Annotated in this window: 11 protein-coding genes; 10 read left to right on the forward strand and 1 reads right to left on the reverse strand. The window is 68.7% G+C overall.

Going from position 1 to position 20,724, the window contains the following annotated elements:
* Window positions 1–26: 26 nt before the first annotated feature.
* The 10 genes from C8E96_RS13405 to C8E96_RS13450 all read left to right on the forward strand — a co-directional run bounded on the left by C8E96_RS13405 (window position 27) and on the right by C8E96_RS13450 (window position 18,405).
* On the forward strand, window positions 27–671 hold the full coding sequence (locus C8E96_RS13405; protein WP_133794407.1) for a type VII secretion system-associated protein: 645 nt from the start codon (window positions 27–29) through the stop codon (window positions 669–671).
* Window positions 672–929: 258 nt separating this feature from the next.
* Window positions 930–1,241 (forward strand): WXG100 family type VII secretion target, encoded by a 312-nt coding sequence (locus tag C8E96_RS13410; RefSeq protein WP_166657976.1) that lies wholly within the window; start codon window positions 930–932, stop codon window positions 1,239–1,241.
* Between the two features lie 46 nt (window positions 1,242–1,287).
* A complete protein-coding gene (locus C8E96_RS13415; RefSeq protein WP_091384339.1) occupies window positions 1,288–1,581 on the forward strand; it encodes a WXG100 family type VII secretion target in 294 nt (97 codons plus the stop codon).
* A gap of 89 nt (window positions 1,582–1,670) precedes the next feature.
* Entirely contained in the window at window positions 1,671–2,240 is a 570-nt protein-coding gene (locus tag C8E96_RS13420; protein WP_091575112.1) for a hypothetical protein, read from the forward strand.
* 54 nt (window positions 2,241–2,294) lie between these two features.
* Window positions 2,295–5,642, forward strand: a complete 3,348-nt coding sequence (locus C8E96_RS13425) for a hypothetical protein (protein WP_133794409.1) — start codon at window positions 2,295–2,297, stop codon at window positions 5,640–5,642.
* Entirely contained in the window at window positions 5,639–9,682 is a 4,044-nt protein-coding gene (eccCa, locus tag C8E96_RS13430; protein WP_091384429.1) for a type VII secretion protein EccCa, read from the forward strand. Before C8E96_RS13425 ends, eccCa begins: the two co-directional genes overlap by 4 nt.
* Window positions 9,679–11,082 (forward strand): type VII secretion integral membrane protein EccD, encoded by a 1,404-nt coding sequence (eccD, locus tag C8E96_RS13435; protein ID WP_091384426.1) that lies wholly within the window; start codon window positions 9,679–9,681, stop codon window positions 11,080–11,082. The genes eccCa and eccD overlap by 4 nt, the downstream gene beginning before the upstream one ends.
* Before the next feature lie 6 nt (window positions 11,083–11,088).
* Complete coding sequence (eccB, locus tag C8E96_RS13440) at window positions 11,089–12,456, forward strand: type VII secretion protein EccB (RefSeq protein ID WP_091384424.1); 1,368 nt, start codon at window positions 11,089–11,091, stop codon at window positions 12,454–12,456.
* Between the two features lie 13 nt (window positions 12,457–12,469).
* Window positions 12,470–15,094, forward strand: a complete 2,625-nt coding sequence (locus tag C8E96_RS13445) for a hypothetical protein (protein WP_133794411.1) — start codon at window positions 12,470–12,472, stop codon at window positions 15,092–15,094.
* Window positions 15,091–18,405 carry a right-handed parallel beta-helix repeat-containing protein gene (locus C8E96_RS13450; RefSeq protein ID WP_176926869.1) on the forward strand — a complete coding sequence of 1,105 codons (3,315 nt, stop codon included), beginning with the start codon at window positions 15,091–15,093 and terminating at the stop codon, window positions 18,403–18,405. The genes C8E96_RS13445 and C8E96_RS13450 overlap by 4 nt, the downstream gene beginning before the upstream one ends.
* Window positions 18,406–18,410: 5 nt before the next feature.
* On the opposite strand, the gene C8E96_RS13455 is transcribed toward C8E96_RS13450, so the two are convergent.
* Entirely contained in the window at window positions 18,411–20,663 is a 2,253-nt protein-coding gene (locus tag C8E96_RS13455) for a helix-turn-helix domain-containing protein (protein ID WP_091384420.1), read from the reverse strand.
* Window positions 20,664–20,724 lie beyond the last annotated feature (61 nt).

Below are 20,724 nucleotides of genomic sequence, written 5' to 3' on the forward strand. Positions count from 1 at the left end.
ACCGACCAGGAGCCAAGATGGACACCATGACCGATGCACCCGAAGGCGCCGAGGCAGACGGTCCGACGCAGGAATGGTTCCTGCTGACCGACTCGGCGTGGGAGCCCGCGTCGGAGGGCGAGTCGCCGCCCATCGAGGCGGTGGTCGGCATGTGGCCGGTGGAGGAGGGTGGGAAGCTCGGTAAGTTCCAGCCCAACCCGGACCATGTGCCCTCCGACGAGGACTCGCCGACCGATCCGGTGGACGCCGTGCTGCGGCTGGTGTTGCAGGGCCGGGCCGAGGCCGAGCACATCCAGCTCATGCTGCGCGACAGCCTGTTCGACATCGCGATGAACGGTGACGGCCGCCCGCTGGTGACGAAGTCGCCGGACGACATCCCCTGTGTCGTCGTCGCCACCGGTGAGGCACACCGGCGGCGGTACAGCGCACCGGATTGGAAGCGGATCGACCTCGACGAGCTGGTGGTGATGCTCGCCGACGGTGTGGACGTGTTGTTCAATCCCGGCGGTGTCGCTTCGGTGCGGCTGACAGGGGACTTCATTCGCGAGACGATGATGATGGCGGACGAGCGGGCGGCTGAGCTGTATTCGGACTACCAGAATTCCGCCGGCCTCCGAGTCGTTCCGTGGGATGGCGGCGAGGAATCCTCGTCCGAGGATGTACAGCCTTAGGCTCGAATTTCGTCGGGTAGCAGCCAGGCCGATTGGGGCGATGACCGCCCCAATCGGCCTTTGTGTTCTGTTGTGGCGTTAACAGGCAAGTGTGAATGTGTCGCACCGGTTGCCCTTAAGGACATTCGGTTGCGAAAACTATTGCTGGGAGCTCCGATACATGATGGGGTACTTTCGTGTTACCCCGCCTGCGCAAGCACCGCATGCCCGGGCATGGCACGAGTAGTTCTTCGCAAAGGAGAGTCCACAATGGGTCAAGTGTCGACCACGACCGCGGGAATGCTGAAGGCGGCCGAATACCTGGAAGCAATGCAGGCCAACGTCAGGAAGGGGATTCAGGACGTTGACACGGAACTGGCCGTGTTGAACGCGGCCTGGACCGGATCGGCGTCGCTCCAGTTCCAGGCCGCGATGCAGGCATGGAAGGACGACTGCCAGAAGATCCACGACAAGCTCGGCCAGATGGTCGACATGATGCACGGAAACCGCAAGTCGATCATGACGACCGAGGAGAGCATGACCGAAGCCGCCCGCGGCGTTGTCCCGGTCGGGCCGGGTCTGAACATCTAGGCCGCCACTGCGCACATTTCAGCTGAGCACCTGAAGGGGAAATGCCATGACCTTCTATACCTACAACTACGCGACGGCACATCAGGTCTGCGTTGTGATGGCCAGTGTCACGAGCAACATGAAGTCCCAACTGGAATTCATGGACGCGGCGGTGAAAAGCACGCTGGCGGACTGGGTCGACGGCGCGAGCGCCGCGTACGAAGCCGCGAAGGCGGAGTGGAACGCTGCTGCGGCGCACATGCCGGTCAGCCTTGGTTCCGCGCAGTCCACGCTGGACCACATCTCCGGTGGCTACAAAGACATGGAGAACGCCGGCATCAAGACCTGGGGCGATTACTAGATGTGCACGCTGCGCTGCCGTCGATAGGCGCGATGCCTCTCGACGGCAGCACAGTCACCTTGATCAGAAATATCGGACGGGAGAGCGTCGTGGGCGACGATTACAACATTGGCGGCAAATTGCCGCCGAATCCGTACAACGTCAATTTCGATCCGTCGGTGGGCAACTGGAACGGCACTCCCGGTGAGTACTACACAGGGCTGCACCGGCCCCCGGGCGTGCCGGCCAACGGTGAGTCCAAGGGCAAGAACATCCGGGTGAACACCGACGCGCTCAAGCTGTTCACCCGCAATCTCCGCGAACTCAGGCCCTTGCTGGAGACGTGCAGGACGAAGCTGGGCACGGTGAGCCTGCTGCCAGGTCACTTCGAGGATGCCTACGCACTGTCCACCAAGGTGGTCGACGGTGGCGAGTCGATCAAGGGGGTCACGGAGAAGTTCCTGCGCACGGCGATCGACTGCATCGTCGAATATGCCGCAGGTCTCGATCACCTGGCAAACGAGTACTCGAAGACCGAGGAACTCAACAAGCTGGCCGGTGCCAAGTTCGGCGATTTCGTCAAGGGCGCGCAGGACTATCTCAACACCGCGGGCGTGCCCTCTTCCTCACCCGCTCCGCCGACTACCGCCCCGCCGACTACCGCCCCGCCCAAGTCCTAGGCCTCCTTGCGGCCGCGTCGTCCTCGTTCTCGCCTCGCATGAAGGTTGTCCACCATGGCTGACCCACCGAAAGTACCTGACGGCTTCGAGGAAGTGCCCGGCGGAGGGCTCCGCGCGATAGCCGGCGGAAACGGCCTGCTACGGGCCCAATACGGCTCGGCCGATTGGAAGGCTATCAAGGCCGCGATCTACAACACCGGAGGCGTCTCGAACGGTGCGGTGGATAAGTCGGCTGCAGGGCAGTCCGACCCGCGGACGCTGTGGGAAGCCGCGGAGATATTCCGGGAGGTCAAGGAAATCCTGGTGGTCGTCGGCAACAGCGTCATCGAGCAGGCGGACGCACTCGCAGGCGAGGACGGGCCGTGGAGCGGTGAGGCCGCCACGGCATTCCTGACCACGATGCAGCTGTTCGGGAAGACGTTTCACCAACACGCGGATCAGATCGATGGCGGTCCTGCTCGGCTCACGCCGACCCCGGAGCAATTGTGGGCGGCGGGCGAGTATCTCAATTGGGCACGCACCTCGGTTCAAGACATCGATTTCCACTACGCGAGCGAGGCCGTCCGCATCGCCAACGAACACAACGAGGCAAGCCACTCGTACCTCATTGACGTGACCCTGCCGGATGGCAGGATCGAGGTCAGCAAGCTTCCGCTAGTCGTCGAAGCGCTGAACCGGGACATGCGTCAGGTGCTGCACACCTTGGTCGGCCAGTACGAGCAGACCCGATTCGACACGACGCTGGCGGCCGTTCCTGCCCCGATTACCCCGCAGACGCCGCCTCCAACCAGGCCGCCGAAGGATGAGCCGCCGAAGAAGCCGCCGAAGGAGGATCCGCCGAAGAAGCCTCCGCAGGATCCGCCGAAGAAGCCGCCGGTGGATGATCCGCCGAAAAGGCCGCCGCAGGATCCGCCGAAGAAGCCGCCGGTGGATCCGCCGAAGAAGCCGCCGCTGACGCCGCCGGTGGATGCTCCGGTCAAGCCGCCAGTCAAGCCGCCGGTGAAGCCGCCGCTGACCTCCCCGGTGGATGCTCCGGTCAAGCCGCCGCTGACGCCGCCGGTGGGTGCTTCGGTCAAGCCGCCGGATGCTCCGATAAGGCCCCCACTGGACGGTCCGGCGAAGGCCAAGGTGGACACCCAGCCACCGCCTGTCCGCACGGATCCGTCCGCTGCCGACAGGCCCGGCGGCAAGACGACGCCTCCGCCTGTCCTGCCGGTCCCGGTGCGTGCACCGGTGACCCAGCCGCCCAAGCGCCCTGGCGGTACCGGCGGTGGCACCACGCCACCGAGGTCGCCGGTCGGTGGCATTCTCACTCCGCCGAAATCGCCCGCGATCAACCCGATCGCGCCGCCGAAGCTGCCTGACGGTTCCAAGGGCGGTGCGGGGGCGCCGAGTGATCTCCCCGGCGGCATCAATCCGCCGAAGCTCCCGGGTGGTGCCGGTGGCCCGAATGGCACGCCGTCGGCGCCGGAGATCAAGGTGCCGAACCCGGACGACTGGAAGGCGGGTGGCCCGGGAGGTACGCCGACGCCGGATCGCAATGGTGCGGGTGGGATGCCGATGATGCCGCCGATGGCGCCGCCGACCAGTGGTGGGAATGGGTCGTCGGATCGTCCGGATGCTTCTGGGTTGCTTGATGGTGGGCCGGAGGCGTGGGAGAGCACGGTTCCGCCTTTGGGTGGTGATCCGGTGAGTTCTGCTCATCAGCCGGGTAAGCCGGAGGGGTGGTCGCCTGCTCCGCTTGATGGTGTGCTGTCGCCGCCGGTGTTGGGTGGGGTGCCGGGTGGGGTGCCGGGTGGTGGGATGCCGATGATGCCGCCGATGGCGCCGCCGACCAGTGGTGGGAATGGGTCGTCGGATCGTCCGGATGCTTCTGGGTTGCTTGATGGTGGGCCGGAGGCGTGGGAGAGCACGGTTCCGCCTTTGGGTGGTGATCCGGTGAGTTCTGCTCATCAGCCGGGTAAGCCGGAGGGGTGGTCGCCTGCTCCGCTTGATGGTGTGCTGTCGCCGCCGGTGTTGGGTGGGGTGCCGGGTGGGGTGCCGGGTGGTGGGATGCCGATGATGCCGCCGATGGCGCCGCCGACCAGTGGTGGGAATGGGTCGTCGGATCGTCCGGATGCTTCTGGGTTGCTTGATGGTGGGCCGGAGGCGTGGGAGAGCACGGTTCCGCCTTTGGGTGGTGATCCGGTGAGTTCTGCTCATCAGCCGGGTAAGCCGGAGGGGTGGTCGCCTGCTCCGCTTGATGGTGTGCTGTCGCCGCCGGTGTTGGGTGGGGTGCCGGGTGGTGGGATGCCGATGATGCCGCCGATGGCGCCGCCGACCAGTGGTGGGAATGGGTCGTCGGATCGTCCGGATGCTTCTGGGTTGCTTGATGGTGGGCCGGAGGCGTGGGAGAGCACGGTTCCGCCTTTGGGTGGTGATCCGGTGAGTTCTGCTCATCAGCCGGGTAAGCCGGAGGGGTGGTCGCCTGCTCCGCTTGATGGTGTGCTGTCGCCGCCGGTGTTGGGTGGGGTGCCGGGTGGTGGGATGCCGATGATGCCGCCGATGGCGCCGCCGACCAGTGGTGGGAATGGGTCGTCGGATCGTCCGGATGCTTCTGGGTTGCTTGATGGTGGGCCGGAGGCGTGGGAGAGCACGCGGTCGGCCGGGCTCGGTGATCCGGAAGGCGACGTACTCGCGCGACCTGGTGAGCGCGCGGACTGGGCGCCGTCCGCTGTGGACCGTGAACGGCTGCCGATCGCCGACACGCCGGCCCTACCGCCGGCTGCCCCCAACGCAATGTCCAACGAGGCGCCCGGGGTGCCGTTCGTGCCGGTTCCGCTCGGCGGCTCGCCGTTCGGGCCGTCCAACGCGCCGGTGAAGCCGGTGTCCGCGGAGAAGGTCGAACGGGAAGAACCCGTAGGCCCCGGAACGGATGTCGAGAAACCGGTCGTCAAGGACAAGGTCACGCCGCCGAGCGAGAACCTGGTCCCGGTGGTCCGGCCGAATGATGCGGACGAGGACTTCAGCTCCTGGGATGTCGCCGTGGGGGGCGGATTGCTGTGGCTCGCGGCCTCCGGGCGGAAAAAGGACGAGGGGGAGCAGACCCCGGACACCCCCGACTTCGCGCTGAGGGAGACCGTCGGGTGGGAGCACACCTCGCGCCACAGCACGAGCCTGGGCGCGATGGAGCACCCACGTGGTTCCGATCCCTACGACTACATGCCGCGCCCGTTCGTGCCGCCGGACGGCCCAGTCTGCTCCGACGCCGGTCTGCGGGACGAACCTGAGGAAGACCCCGAAACGCGGGACGAAGACGAGGAGCAGGATGAGCCGGAACGCAAGGCCGTCGACCTGCTCACCCAGGACGAGGATGTGTGGGCCGCATCGCCCAGGCCGAACGCGCTGGGGGTGATCGAATGAGCACGGTCACCGTCAAGCGGGGTGCACGTGCCGAAGGCCCGCATCTGCCCGAGGGCGGGGAGGAACTGCAGGAACCGCCGGTGATTCCGGAGCCTCCGGTCAAGGACTTCAGCTCGGTGCTGACGTTCCTACCGATGGCGATCATGCCGGTGGCCATGGTCCTCGTGTTCTCGTCGGTCGGGTCCGGAGGCGGCTCACCGTTCATCATCATCATGTCCGGCGCGATGGGCCTCGGCATGATGGCCATGGCGGTCAGCCAGTTGGTGCGTAGCGGCAGCGAACGCAAGAGCAAGCTGAACGCCGAACGACGCGACTACCTGCGGTATATCAGTCAGCTCCGCCGCCGCGCCCGGGAGGCGGGCAACCAGCAGCGGATGGCCGTCGCGTGGAACAACCCGGACCCGTCGTGGCTGTGGTCGATCGCGAGTGGGCCCCGGCTGTGGGAGCGGCGCGGCAGCCACGACGACTTCGCCCGGGTGCGGATCGGACTCGGTTCCCAGCAGGCGGCGATGGAGTTCAGCCCGCCGTCGACCAAGCCGATCGAGGACCTGGAACCGTTGTCGGCGATCTCGCTGCGCCGGTTCAGCGAGACCTATCGGATGGTCACCGGCATCCCGATCTCGGTGGGGCTGCGCAGTTTCACCAGCGTCGAGTTCGCCGGCGACCCGGAGGAGGCGGATGGGCTGGTTCGAGCCATGATCGCCCAGCTTGTCACGTTCCACGCCCCGGACGAACTGCGCGTCGCGGTGCTCACCGCGCCGCAGAACCAGGCGGACTGGGACTGGCTGAAGTGGTTGCCGCATACCGCCCACCCGGAGGCCCGGGACGCGGCAGGCGCGTTGCGGATGCTGACCTGCGACCACGACGAGCTCCTTGACCTGCTCGGCGCCGAGGTGACCGACCGCGGTGACCACGACAAGAGCTCGCTGCCCGGAGTGGCCGAACCGTTCGTCGTGGTCATCGCGCACCGCGCGGTCATCCCCGAGCACTCGCCGCTGCTCGGGCCGGGCCTACGCAACACCGTGCTGCTGGACGCCACCGGCGCCCTGCCCGGTGGCGCCAAGGTGCTTCGGCTCACCTGCCGCGACGGTGAGGTCACCTACCCCGTCGGTGCGGAGACCGGCACCGCCAGCTGCGACAGGTTCAGCCTGCCGCAGTCGGACACGCTGGCCCGGTTGCTCGCGCCCAAGCGCACCAGCGGCACGGTCGACGTGGTCGACCGCCCATTTGAGACGGACTTCGAGCTGACCACTCTGCTCGGCATTCGGGACGTGCACACGTTCGACGTGAACGCGCAGTGGCGGCAGAAAGTCCCGCAGCGAGCCCGGCTCCAGGTGCCGATCGGTGTCACCGAGGACGGGGAGGTCGTCGAGATCGACCTGAAGGAGTCGGCGCAGGGCGGTATGGGGCCGCACGGCATGTTGATCGGCGCGACCGGCTCCGGCAAGAGTGAGTTGCTGCGCACGCTGGTGTGCGGCCTCGCCGCCACGCACTCCTCCGAGCACCTCAACTTCGTCCTGGTCGACTTCAAGGGTGGCGCGACCTTCATCGGCATGGACAAGCTGCCGCACACCTCGGCGGTGATCACCAACCTGGCGGACGAGCTCCCCCTGGTCGACCGCATGCAGGACTCGATCAACGGCGAGATGACCCGGCGCCAGGAGATCCTGCGCCAGAGCGGCTACTCCTCGCTGTTCGACTACGAGAAGGCCCGCTCCACCGGTGGTCAGCTCCCGCCGTTGCCCACCCTGCTCGTCATCGTCGACGAGTTCAGTGAACTGCTGGGCAGCAAACCGGAGTTCATGGACCTGTTCGTCAGCATCGGCCGGCTGGGCCGCAGCCTCGGCGTGCACCTGCTGCTGGCCTCCCAGCGGCTGGACGAGGGCCGGATTCACCGCGTCGAGGGCCACCTGTCCTACCGCATCGGTCTGCGGACGTTCTCCTCGATGGAGTCCCGCAGCGTCATCGGTGTCGCGGACGCCTACGAGCTGCCCTCCGCGCCGGGCAACGGATATCTCAAGATCGACACCACGAACCTGGTCCGGTTCAAGGGCGCCTACGTCTCCGGTCCCTGCCTGACCACGGCACCGGCCAGCGGCTTGATCAGCGACAGTGAGCTCGCCACCGGCGAGATCGTGCCCTTCTACACCCAGCCGAACCCACGCTCGCACGAGATCCGTAAGGCCGAGGCCGAGGTCGAGGAACCGGCAGCGGAGGATGCCGAGGCGGAGAAGCCTGCGGCGCCGGGGGAGGACGCGCCGAGCCTGGCCGAGGTCCTGATCCGGCGGCTGACCGGAGCTGGACCGGCGGCGCGCCAGGTATGGCTGCCCCCGCTCGCCGAGTCGCCAAGCCTGGACTCGATGCTGCCGAGCGTCGTGCCGCACCCCGAGCTGGGCATGGTCGTCGACTCCCCGGCCGCACGCGGCGGCCTGCGGGTACCGGTCGGCCTGGTCGACCTGCCCTACGAGCAGTTGCGCGAGCTGCTGGTCGCCGATCTGTCCGGTTCGGACGGTCACGTCGGCGTCGTCGGCGCGCCGATGAGCGGCAAGTCGACGTTGCTACGCACGCTGATCCTCGGCCTCGCGCTGACCCACACACCCGAGGAGGTTCAGTTCTACGGCCTCGACTTCGGCGGCGGCGGCCTCATGTCGATCAGCGGCCTGCCGCACGTCGGCTCCATCGCGACCCGGATGGAACGCGACCGTGTGGTGCGCACGCTCGCCGAGGTCGTGCAGGTCATGGAGATGCGCGAAACGGCGTTCGCCGAGCACGGCTTCGAGTCCATGGCCGCCTACCGCAAGGCGCGCCGGGAAGGGCGGATCACCGACCCTTACGGTGAGGTTTTCCTGATCATCGACGGGTGGTTCACCCTGCGCCAGGACTTCAGCGACCTGGAAACCAAACTGACCGAGATCGCGGCCCGCGGCCTGTCCTTCGGCATCCACCTCGTGGTGGCGGCGACGCGCTGGTCGGAGATCCGGCCGTGGCTGCGCGACGTGCTGGGCACCCGGTTCGAGCTGCGGCTGGGCGACCCGATGGAGTCGGAGGTGAAGGGCCGCAAGGCGGCCACCGTGCCGCACCAGCCGGGGCGTGGACTCACCATGTCCGGCTTCCACTTCCTGGCCGCGCTGCCCCGGCTTGACGGTTCATCGGAAACCGAGGACCTGGCCGAGTCCACCCGGTCCGTGGTGGATGAGATCCGGGCGTTCTGGCCGGGCCGCAGCGCTCCCGGCGTCCGGATGCTGCCGACCAAACTACCGGTGGTCGACCTGCCGCGCCCGGAGGGCGATCTGCGGATCTGCCTCGGCCAGGACGAACAGCGCCTCAACCCGGTGTGGCACGACTTCAACGCGACGCCGCACCTGTTCATGCTCGGCGACGAGGAAACCGGCAAGACCAATGCGCTGCGGCTCGTGCTGCGGTCGATCGTGCAGGGATACCCGCCGGGCCAGGCGAAGATTCTCGTCGCCGACTCCAGGCGCGACCTCGACGGCATGGTGCCCGAGGAGTACCGCATCGGCCACGTCGTCGGCACCGAGGCGCTGGCCGACCTGGCCACCAAGGCCGCCGTGTCCCTGCACAAGCGGGTGCCCGGCGCGGACATCTCCTCGGAACGACTGCGCCGCCGCGACTGGTGGGACGGCCCGCAGCTGTTCGTGGTCGTGGACGACTACGAGCTCTTCGGCGGCATGGGAGTGGGCACACCACTGGAAACCCTGCTTCCGCTGATGGCACAAGGTGTCCACATTGGATTCCACCTGATTCTGGCGCGCAGCAGTGCGAACGCCACGCGCGGGATGATGGATCCGATCATCCGCAGGCTGTGGGAGCTCGGCACGCCGGCATTGCTCTTCTCCTATCCGAAGGAGGAGGGCAAGTTCCTGGGGGAGGCCGCGCCGCGGACCCTGCCGGCTGGCCGGGCACAGCTCGTGACCCGCCGGGGAGTGAAGCTGATCCAGACCGGCTTCGTACCGGTCCCGACCTCGCCGGACGCCGAGGGCATCGCCGTCGGCGCCACTGGAAGAACTGAGACACCATGACCACGCAGGCTGAACTGTGCCGCATCACGGTGATCGGCCCGACCGGCCGCGCCGATCTCGCCGTTCCGGTCGCCACCACGGTGACCGCGTTGCTGCCGACGCTGGTCAAGCACGTCGTGCGCGATCAGGACAAGGCGCCGGAGGGCGACGGGTACGGCACGTGGGTGTTGCAACGACTCGGCGACGCACCGTTCGAACCCGACGGCACCCCGGAGACGCTCGACTGGCTCGACGGCGAGCAGCTGCACCTGGTCCGGGCCGAGGACCCATTGCCGGAGCTGGACTTCGACGATATCGCCGAGGGCATGGCGACCGCGGTCAACCGGCAGGGCAACAGGTGGAACGAGACGGTCAACCGCAAGCTCTTCCTGAGCCTCGCGGGGTGCGCGTTCGGTGCGATCGCCCTCTCGCTGCTGGAGAATCAGAGCACCGCGATCGCCACGGCCACGGCTGGGGTGTTGGCACTCATCCTGGTCGTCGCCGCCGTGCTGGTCGCGCGAACGTTGCGGGACCGGGGGCTCGCCGCGGTCGTGGGTGTGGCGGGCTGCGGGTACGCGGGGCTGGCAGGCACGATCGGGTTGGCGGGTGTCGCAGGCGCGATGGCCTTGGACCCGGTGGCCGTGCTGGTCGGCGGCGGCATCATGGCTCTCGTCGCGTCCGGGTTGCTCGTCGTGCAACGAATTCTGGCCCGTGACCTGCCCATCATTCCGTTCGGGGCGACGGCGGTCGTGGGCATCGGCGCGGTGCTGGCGACCGGGCTGTACCTCGGCGCCGAGCTGACACGGCCACAGACCACCACCGTGGTGATGGCTGTGGTCTACCTGTTGTTGCTGTTCTCTCCCAAGCTCGCCACACGCGCCGCCCGGCTGCGCGGCCCACAGCTGCCGCGTACCGCCGAGGAAATGAAGATCGATGTGGAGCCGATGCCCGCGGCCACGCTCGTGGAGCAGACCGGTATCGCCGACCGCTACCTCAGCGTGCTCGCCATCGGCGGCTCCGTCGTCTTCGCCGTCGGGTTCTGGTACCTGATGGTGGAACCGACCTGGCTGGACCACACGCTCGGCGGCCTCTTCGCGGCGCTGATCCTGTTGCGGTCGCGGGAGTTCCTCAACGTCGCGCAGCGCACGGCCTTCGCGCTGGCCGGTACCTGGGGCGCCGTGCTGCCCTCGCTGATCATGCTCGCCGGGATGAGTGACATGTCGCGGCTGTTCGGTGTCCTCGGGATGCTGGTCGCGGTGCTGCTGCTCATCGCGGCGGCACTGCGGCCCGCGCATCGCCGGATGTTGCCGATCTGGCCGCACATGGGCGATGTGGTCGAGAACCTGACCTGCATCGCGCTGGTGCCCTTCGTATTGCAGGTGCTCGGTGTGTTCGCCTGGGCCCGCGGACTGGCTGGGTGAGCCCGAGTGCAGACCAAAAAGGACCACGTCCACGCCTACCAGACGCTCGTCGGCCGGATGAGCGCCGGGTTGCTGCTGGGCGACACCAACTACAGCGAGGCACCCGCCCGCCGGGCATTGATGGGACTGGTGTACGGCGTGGTGCTGGCGCTGCTGGTCGGTGTCGGATTCTGGGTGTACGGCCTGATCAACCCCGGCGGCAACATGGCCTGGAAGAAGCCGAACACCATCCTGGTCGAGAAGGAGAGCGGCGCGCGGTTCGTGTACGACCGCGGCCTGCTGTTCCCGGTGGTGAACCACGCGTCCGCGATGCTGCTCAAGGGCGCGGGCGCGACGGTCGAGACGATTTCCCGCGCCTCGCTCAGTGGGCTGGAACGTGGCGCGCCGATCGGCATCCTGGGCGCACCGGACCCGGTTCCTTCGGCGAATGCGCTGGTCACCACGCCCTGGTTGCTCTGCCTGCCCCACACCGGCGGTGGGCAGCCGCCGGGCCAGGGGCTGATGAGCCTCAACGCCAACCCGGACGCGTCCTCCACCCCGCTCGATGAGCGCGAGTACATGTGGGTCGGCTCGACCGATGGGCACCAGTACCTGGTGTGGTCGGGACTGAAGCTGCGCCTCGCCTCGCCCGCCGTCGCCGTCGCGCTCGGCCTCGGCACCAGCTCGCCACCGTCCGCACCACCCGCGTGGCTCGCCGCGCTGCCGGACGGACCGGAGATTGGACCCGCTTCGATCGAGGGTCGGGGCACGGTGCAGGTCGCGGGTTCGGCACGCCAGGTGGGCACGGTGTTCCGGCAGGCCGCCGGCAACGGCACCGAGAACTTCGTGGTGCTTCGTCCGGACGGGCTCGCGCCGATGTCGCGCACTGAGGCCGCGCTACTCACGACCGCGCAGGGAGAGTCCGCCGCCGATATCGACGCAGCGACGATGGCGAGCATGCCCCGGTCTGCCGACACGTCTCTGACCAGCAGGATTCCGGACCTGCTCACTGCCAAATCGATGCCGATCGGTGAGCGAGCCTACTGCCTGCGCCAGGAACTCTTCGGCAGTTCGGTAGTCAGCATTCCGGTCACCACCGAGCGCAACTTCGCGTGGTTCGGGATGAACGAGCAGGTTGGGGCCTATCTGAAGCCAGGGACCGGACTGCTCGCGGCGTCGGCGCCCGCACCGACGGGCGCGGGTGCGAAACCGGACAGGTTCCTGATCACCGATCGAGGGTTCAAGTACCGGCTCGCGGACGACGAGGCCATCAAGGCGCTCGGGTTCGGCGGAGCGGCACCCCGGCCCATGGCGGCCGAGGTGCTCGCGCAGATCCCGAGCGGTCCGGTGCTGAGCCGGGCCGCGGTGGGTCCTGTTGAGAGAGGACGTGGCTGAGATGCCTCTGTTGATGAAGCGTCGTGAACCCAACCGTGGTGATGGCCGGGAGATGATCGGCCACACGATCGGCAACGCGCTCGTGGTGCACCCGCGCAACGCGCTGCGCGCCGAGACGAGGGACCTGGCGCTGCGCCTTGCCCCCGACCCTGAGTACCAACTGGTCGTTCTGGACCTGCCCCTGGAGAGTTCCGTGGCAGTGTGGGAGCAGGCGGCGAGGCTGTTGCCCCGCAAGCGCTGTGGCCTCCGGCTGATCATCGGCGGCCGGTCGAGGGAGACTACCGCTCTCGCCGGTCGGTGGCTCTGCGAACGGCTCGGCCGCACGGTCATCGCACCCGATGGGTCGGTCATGCCCGGGGTTGACGGCACGCTGTTCGTCGACTCGGGCTGGAGCAGTGGCTGGATGCGCTTTCAGCCGGGCAAGCCGCCGCAGTTGGACGGCAAGAGGTTCCCCCGCCCACTGTGGGAGGAGGCGACCTTGCTCAGCGAGATCCTGCCGACCAGCGCCGGTGGTGTGGCCGAGCCGTTGCCCGGTGGCGTGTGGCTGCGCCCGCGCGGCCCGGAGGCCGCGCTGAGCAGGCACCGTAAGCGACTTGTCGAGTCACTGCCGTCCCAGCCCGACGTGTGCGTGGTCGTGGTCGGATGCCCGGACACTCCGCCGGTCACGACGCAGGACATCGTCCGCTTCTGGAGCTGGGCACCGGAACCGTTGCGGGCGATGCTGCGGCTGGTGAAGTTCGGACCCATCACGTTGCCCGGTGACACCCGCTTCGGCCAAGCCGCTGCCGATGCGCTGGGGCAGGAGGTCATCTGCTACACCGGCATCCCGTTCGGCTCGCGCACTGAACCAGACGTCTTCACGCTGCGCGAGGACGGCACGCTCGGCTGGCGGGCGCTCGCCGAGGAGATGAGTTACCTGCCCGCCGAGCCAGGCCTGCCTGCGCCCCCATCGGTGCTGACCGCCTACCGCCCGCCGTTCATCGGGGTCGATGAGGTAACGCGAGCGGTGTTCCAGTACTCGCCGCACGCTGTGCTGGAGGTCGTGCCGTCCGGATTGTGGCTGCGGCCGCCAACCGAGGTTGGGCACGCAGCCGCGGTCCGGGCGGCCGAGCCCGACGCCACCCGGCACGTGGTGCTGTATGAGGAGGGGCAACGGCATCTGCGCGAGCTCGCCGAGGACGTCCTCGGCCGCCTCGACCCGGCGACGAGGTACCTGAGCCGGTTAGTGCCCGTGGATGCGTTGATGCGGCAGCGACTCGAGGTGGGTGGCCGGGCACTGGTCGCCGTGCCGGAAGTTGATGATCGCGGCGTGGCCTCCGAGCGGCCCGCGTTCGCGGCGGACGTCTCGCTGTCGCTCGAGACGGTGACCATGAGCCCGGAGAACCTGCGGCCGGAACGGCTGATGCCGAAGCCTGCGATCGCCGGCCCGGCCGCCGCGGTGGTCGAGCAGGACGTCGTGGCGCCGCCAGTGGCGCCCGCCGAACCCCCGGCCGTACCCGTCGAGCAGGCCGCTCCCGCGAGCGTGCACCCTGAGGTCGGTGCACCGGTCGACAGCCCCGCAGCCGGCGTTCCCTTCGCCGTGGTCGAGCCCCCGGTCGCGCTGAACCCTATCGCTGCACGGCCTGCCGGCGTCACAGCCATTTTCTCCAGCGTCGGACCGATGCCGACGGAGGTGCCGACGACCGAGCTGGTGCCGTCGCCTGCGCCAGCCGATACGTCGCTGTCCGGCGTCACCTCCGGCGACGTGCCTGCTCCGGAGACCGATCAGGCCGCCCCATCGCCGAACCGCGCGCCGCTCGTCGCCGCGCTGCAGCCGACTCCGGCGGCGGGCGCCGCCGCACTGATCCCCACCCGCGGGCTGGACGAGGAACGTACCTGGCTGCGCCGCGCCTTGAGCCGCGAATATGGGGCGATGTCCAACTCGGTGACCCGGGTGCTGTCCGAGCATCCTGGCTTCCAGGGCGCGATCGAGCGTTCGGCCGGGGCGGTCCTGACCGACGCCGTGGCGATCCGCCTCTACCTGTCCGACGCGGGCGACGATGTCGACCTCCCGCTGCGCTCGGGTGCGACCGGGCCGCACGTGCCCTTCGCGCGCTGTGTCGTGGCCGGACTGAGCAGGCTGCCCTCACACCGGGGCGCCACGATGTTCGCCGCCACGCCGACCGCGGCGGAGTGGGAGCTCTACCGCAGTCGGAAGTTCTTCACCGAGTGGGGTTTTGTCCATGCGCTCAGCGCTCCGTGCGCGCGGCAGCAGCAAGAACACGAGGTGGACGTATTGCTGTGGTCGATGACCGCACGTCGCACCAAGCTGCTCGAGCCCGAGAAGGAACCGACCATCGACCGGGTGCTGTTCGTCCCCGGCACCAGCTTCAAGGTGCTGGACCTGGCCGAGCCCCGGCCGGGGGAGCGTGGCCTGGTGTTGTTGCGCGAGTTGGCGACCGGTGAGATCGACGAGAGCGGTCGGGTGGACACCAACCGGGCGTCGCTCGACGAGCTCGCGGTGAACTCGCTGCGCCGTCAGCTGGACTCCTACGCCGATGCTCAGGGCGAGGTGCGGGTGCCGCCGGTCGCGGCGGCCCGGTTCAGCACGCTGCCGGGCCTGGTGCGGACCACGGCAACCCAGGAGAAGACACGATGAACCGTCAACTGCTGGTGGTCGCCGTGGACCGGCCCGGCTCCTACCCCACGATCAGCGCCGCGCTCCGGGACGCCCGGGACGGCGCGACGATCAACGTGCTGCGCGGCCGCTATGAGGAGAACCTCGTGATCGGCCGGATCGTCACCATCACCGCCGAAGACGGTCCCGGGACCGTCGAGGTGGTGGCTCGCACCGGCACCGGCAGCGTCGCCGTCGTCGCCGCGAGCGCGGCCCAGTTCTCCGGGCTCGTGCTGTCCGGTGAGGACACCGACCACCCCGCGCTGGACATCCGGCACGGCGAGGTGGCCATCGAGGACTGCCAGGTGTCGGCGGCATCCTGGGCGGCCGTGCTCGCGCACGGCCAGGGGAGCGTGGTGCTGCGCGGCTGCACGGTCACCAGCACCGGCGGCGCCGGCATCGTGATCACCTCCTCGCTGCCGAGCACAGCGGAGAACTGTGAGGTGCTCGACGCGGCCTCCTCCGGCATCGTGGTGGCCGAGGAGGGTTCGCTGGAGCTGCGCCACGTGGCCGTGCGCCGGGCGGGCGGCAACGGCATCTGCGTCAACGGTCGCAGCCGGGTGGTGATCGAGAACTGCCAGATCGTCGACTCCGCGAAACCCGCGCTTGTGCTGGAACAGGAGTCGAACGCCAAGATCCGCGAGGTCACCGTCAGCGGGAGCGGGAGCCTCGACCTGTACGTGCGCAGTACCGGCAAGGTGGTGGTCACCGACTCGGAGTTCACCGGGGCGGGGGCGCAGTCGGCGCACATCGCGGGCGGCGCGACCCCGGTGCTGCGCGGCTGCCGGTTCTCTTCGGCGGGCCACACCGCCATCTACGTCACCGGTGGCGCGGAGCCCCGGCTCGACGACTGCCGGATCAACGGCAGCCCGATCGGCGTGCTCGTGGACTCAGGGTCACGTCCCCAGTTCGGCACGCTCCAGGTCGAGGGCACCTCTGAAGGCTGCATGCTGGTGGACGCGGAGTCCTCGGTGCGGGTGAAGGGTCTGCGAGCGGTGCCCGAGTCCGGCCCCGCCGTGCTGGTGAAGGGCAAGTCGCGGCTGGTGCTCGCCGACGCGGAGATCGAGGTCGGCGACGCGCTCGGCCTCTCGCTGACCGAGGACTCGCACGGCGAGGTGACCGACGTGCGGTTCACCGGATCGGCGGCGCACCTGGTCACGGTGCTGAGCGGGGCGCACGCCGAGTTCACGTCCACCTCCCTGCGCGGCGGTGGTGTCCGGGCGGAGGGCGCGCACCTGTCCATTCAGGACAGTGAGGTCGTCGGCGCGCCGGAGGACGGCATCGGCGCGAGCGTGCGCAGCGTGGTGCGGCTGATCCGCTGCCGGGTGCGGTCGGCCGGTCGCCACGGCGTGCAGCTGCTCAGCGGTTCGCGTGGGGAGGCGCGCGGGTGCGAGGTGACCGACAGCGCGGGCGACGGCTTCTTGTTGGACACCGAGGAGAACGTCACCATCGCGGAGTGCACGGTCACCGGCAGCGGCGGCAGTCCGGTGCGCCGGGTCGTCGAGCACGAGCGGTTGTCGGTGACCGGCATGGTCACCGGCGAGCAGGCCCGCGAGGCAGAAGCCGCGCCACGGCAGCGTCCGGCGGTCTCTGGGCCGCACCGCGACGGTGAGAGCCAGTCGCTCGGTAACGCCATGGGGTCCACGCTGGAGGGGCCGCTCGCCGAGCTCGACGAGCTGATCGGCCTCGACGGCGTCAAGCACGAGGTGCTCGGGCTGATCAACCTGATCAAGATGTCCCAGCGCCGCAAGGCTCTCGGCCTGCCGATGCCCCCGATGAGCCGCCACCTGGTGTTCGCCGGTCCTCCGGGCACCGGCAAGACCACGGTCGCTCGACTCTACGGCTCGGTGCTGGCCGAACTCGGCTTCCTGTCCAGCGGCCACATGATCGAGGTCGCGCGCGCCGACCTGGTCGGCCAGTACATCGGCTCCACGGCCATCAAGACCACCGAGGTCGTGACCAAGGCGATGGGCGGTGTGCTGTTCATCGACGAGGCGTACACGCTGTCCAGCCAGTCCGGTGGCAGCGGCCCCGACTTCGGTCAGGAGGCCATCGACGCGCTGATGAAGATGATGGAGGACCACCGCGACGAGATCGTGGTCATCGCGGCAGGCTACTCCGAGCTGATGGAACAGTTCCTCGCCTCGAACCCCGGTCTGGCCTCGCGGTTCTCCAAGACCGTGGAGTTCCCGAACTACAGCGTCGACGAACTGGTCACCATCACCACGAACCTGTGCCGCAAGCACTACTACGAACTGACCGACGACGCAGTCGACGCGCTCACCGACTACTTCGAGCGCGTGCCGAAGAACGACACGTTCGGCAACGGCCGGGTGGCGCGCAAGCTGTTCGAGGCGATGGTCAGCGACCAGGCGTCCCGGCTCGCACTGGAACAGCCGGAGAGGGACACCGAACTCAACCGGCTCACCGCGCAGGACCTGGCAGGCGAACTGGTCGCGCTCCGCGAATTGAAACCCCGCACGGAGCTGTCTGACGCGAACCTCGACCCGGTCGCCGCGGTTCAGGCGACCCTGGGCTGGCAGCGGTTCTCCGCCCTCACCGGCCTTGAGGACGTGTGCGAGGCGGCAGGCCGCACGCTGGTGCTGCTCACCGAGCTCAAAGCGCGCAACAGGGGCCTGGGCGGGCACGCGAACATCGTGCTGGCGGGCAGACGGGGCATGGGCCGCCGCAGAGTCGCCGCGCTTTACGCCCAGAGCCTCGCCGAGCTCCGCCTGGTTGGCAGCGGCCACCTGACCCGGGTGTCCATCGGCGGCGACCTCTACCCGCGCTGGCCGGGCCAGGCGGCCAGCCTGGTGTCCGCGGCGTTCGACGAGGCGAACGGTGGCGTGCTGCTGCTCGACGCGGACGCCGACTGGACCACCGACTCGCTCGACCTGCGCACCGAGCTCGTCGCCGCGCTGGCCGAGGCGATCCGGTCCGACCAGAACGGCCCGGTGGTTCTGTTGTCCGGCGAAGAACGGTCGCTGGAACGGCTGGGGGAGTTCGCCCACACCCTTGACGAGTGTTTCGAGCAACGGTGGGAATTCGGCGCCTACGACGTGGACCAGCTGACCACACTGGCGGTGCGGCAACTCGCCCGGCGCGGGCACCGGGTGCCGCAGGAGGTGGCCGACGCACTGCGTGGGCTGTTGACCGTGGGCGAACACACCGCGTGGGACGCCCACCGACTGGCCCAGCGGCTGGCGACCATCGCGGCATCCCGCACGCTGGCCGCGGCCGATCTGTACGCGATCACGCCGTCGCGGGTCGAAGGGCTCACGGCGGTCGGCTGACCGGTTCAGCCGAGCAGCGCGAGTTCCGCCTCGGTGCGCTCGCGGTCCGCGCCGGTCGCGGGTCCGGTGAACAGCTCGAGTGCGTGCTCCAGGCAGGCGCGGGCAGTGTCGAGCTTGCCTGCGTTGCGCCAGGCCACACCTTCGCTCAGCGCGAGCTCGGCCTCACTGACGTACACCGCGACCTGGTCGTCGGGTTGTGCGGATCGCGCCGCGCGATAGCTCAGCGCTGCCTCCTGCCACCGCTGCAAGCCCGCGAGACAGTCGCCCGCTTTGGAGAGCATCAGCACGCGGGCCTTGGTCTCCATGTCGCGGTTCGTCTCACCTTCCCGGCTGGTCAGTTCGGCCAGCAGCGACTGGTAGACCGCTAGGGACTCCTCCAACCTGCCGACGGCGAACAACGCGGCGCCGTACGACACGGCCATCCACGACCGCAGGGCGAAGAAGTCGTAGTCCGCGGACATCTCATAGGCGAGCCGGTTGAGCTCGAGTGCCTCGGCCACCCGGCCAAGACGGAGCAACACGAGACCTTTCGCGCATCGCGCCACCATGAGCCCGCTGTGGTAACTGTCTGTCTCCGCGATCTCGACAGCTGTGCACAGGGTGGCGAAAGCGAGTTCGTGCTCGCCTGCGACAAAGCTCTGCAGCCAGCCCACCTGGGTGAGTGAGTCGACCTCCTTGTCCCGCAGACCGAGGGCCCTAGCCGCCTTCAACCCGGCGGAGTGAACCGCGAGCCAGTCGTGTTCGAGTTCGCGGCTCTGGACGTAGCGCTGCGCGTAGAACGAGAAGTCGAGTACTTCGCGGTGCCAGCCGAGCGCGGCGGCCTCCTGATGCACCGGGAACCAGGTCGTCGCCTCCTGTACCAGCCAGGTCCGCGCCTGTTCCAGTGACCGGAACGGGTTGTCCGCGGGTACCTCCCGGACGTCGGCGAAGAACAGCTTCCCCGCCGCGACACCACGGCCCAGGACATACGAGTAGAACTCGTCGCGCAGCCGGTGGCGCACGTCTTCCGGCTCCTCGGCGGCCAGGCGTTCCCGGGCGAAGATCCGGATCAGGTCGTGAAACTGCAGGCGGTTGGACACCGAGGTGATGGCCAGCAGCGAGGCCTCCACCAGTTCGTCGAGCGCCAGGCCGATCTCGTCCACCGGCAGGCCGCATGCGACGGCGGCGAACTCGTCGTCGAAGTCGGCGCCCGCGATCAGCGCGAGCCGGCGGAACACCAGCTGCGCGGGCGGTGACAGCCGCTGGAAGGAGACCTCGAAGGCGGAGCGCAGCTGCAGGTCACCCGCGGTCAGTGAGTCGAGTCGCAGCCGCTCGTCACGCATCTGCTGGACCACCGCCGCGACCGAACGCCTCCTATTCGCGAGCCTGTTGCCGACGATCCGCACGGCCAGCGGCAGGTTGCCGCACAACGCCACCAACTCACCCGTCGCCTCCGGTTCCTCCCGCACGACCGCTTCGCCGACGATCGAGGCGATCATGTCGACCGAGTTCTCCGCGAGCAGCACGTCGAGTGGCAACCAGCGCGCCGACTCCAGTCCCGCGAGTGCTCGGCGGCAGGTGACGATCGTCAGGCTGTGGGCACCGGTCGCGAGCAACGGCCGGACCTGGGACTCGTTGGCCGCGTTGTCCAGCACGACCAACACGCGTCGGTCCCGCAACAGCGTGCGGAACAAGTCGGCGCGCTCGTTCTGGTCCGCCGGGATGCGACTCGGCTGAATGCCCAACGCGGCCAGCAGCTGTTCCAGCGCGGCACCGGTGGTCACCGGCCGGTCGTCGACGCCACGAAGGTTGATTGCGAGACAGCCGTCGGGGAATCGCGACGCGAGTCTGCCTGCCGCGGTCACGGCGAGCGAGGTCTTGCCCACCCCCGGAGGGCCGATGATCACGACCACCCCACCTGTCGTAGCTTCCTGGGACAGTTGCCGCAGCTCCGCCTCCCTGCCGATCAATTCGGGAACAGCGGGCAGGCCGTACAGCAGTGTCTGGCCTGCCGCGTGTCCGGATCGGCGCCGCCCCTCCTTCCCCAGCAACAGGAAAGACTCTCTCTCAGCCGCTGCCAGCCGGAGAGCTTCGGCGAGCAATTCGGTCGAGCGTGCCTGCGGCGCCGACGCACGTCCGTGTTCGAGATCGCGCAGGGCCCGAACGCTCATACCCGAGGCGCGAGCGAGCTCTGTTTGGGACAGACCGGCCTTAGCCCGGTGGCGGAGTAGGCACTGGCCGAAAGCCGGTCGATCGATCGAATCGGACAAGGCGATCATCCTCTCCGCCGGCAGATGGTGACCCACCCGTGCATCGCCGAATCGCGCCTGGCGCTACACG

Origin of the sequence: Actinokineospora alba (assembly GCF_004362515.1) — a bacterium.
GTDB lineage: Bacteria > Actinomycetota > Actinomycetes > Mycobacteriales > Pseudonocardiaceae > Actinokineospora > Actinokineospora alba.